This is a genomic window from Massilia sp. 05N420, assembly GCF_056397205.1.
Map to the genome: position 1 here is coordinate 1 of NZ_JBFTMX010000196.1, position 429 is coordinate 429.

Sequence of the window (429 nt, forward strand, 5' to 3'; positions counted from 1 at the left end):
TCCTGATCGAGACGCTCTACAAGTCGGCGGCGCGCCGCGTGATGGGCGCTCGGGAGATTCCGGCCGATCACGACCGGATCGACGGCTTCGAGCATATCGACAAGGTGATCGATATCGACCAGTCACCGATCGGCCGCACGCCGCGCTCGAACCCGGCGACCTATACCGGCGCCTTCACGCCGATCCGCGACTGGTTTGCCGGCCTGCCGGAAGCCAAGGCGCGCGGCTATCAGCCGGGCCGCTTCTCGTTCAACGTCAAGGGCGGCCGCTGCGAGGCCTGCCAGGGCGACGGCGTCATCAAGATCGAGATGCACTTCCTGCCCGACGTCTACGTCACCTGCGACGTCTGCCACGGCAAACGCTATAATCGCGAAACGCTCGACGTCACCTTCAAGACCAAGTCGATTTCCGATGTTCTCGACATGACGG

At 63.9% G+C, this 429-nt stretch carries 1 pseudogene; it reads left to right on the forward strand.

Annotation, left to right across the window (positions count from 1 at the left end):
- Window positions 1-429, forward strand: a pseudogene (locus tag AC1DIX_RS27940) (excinuclease ABC subunit UvrA); the annotation flags it as partial.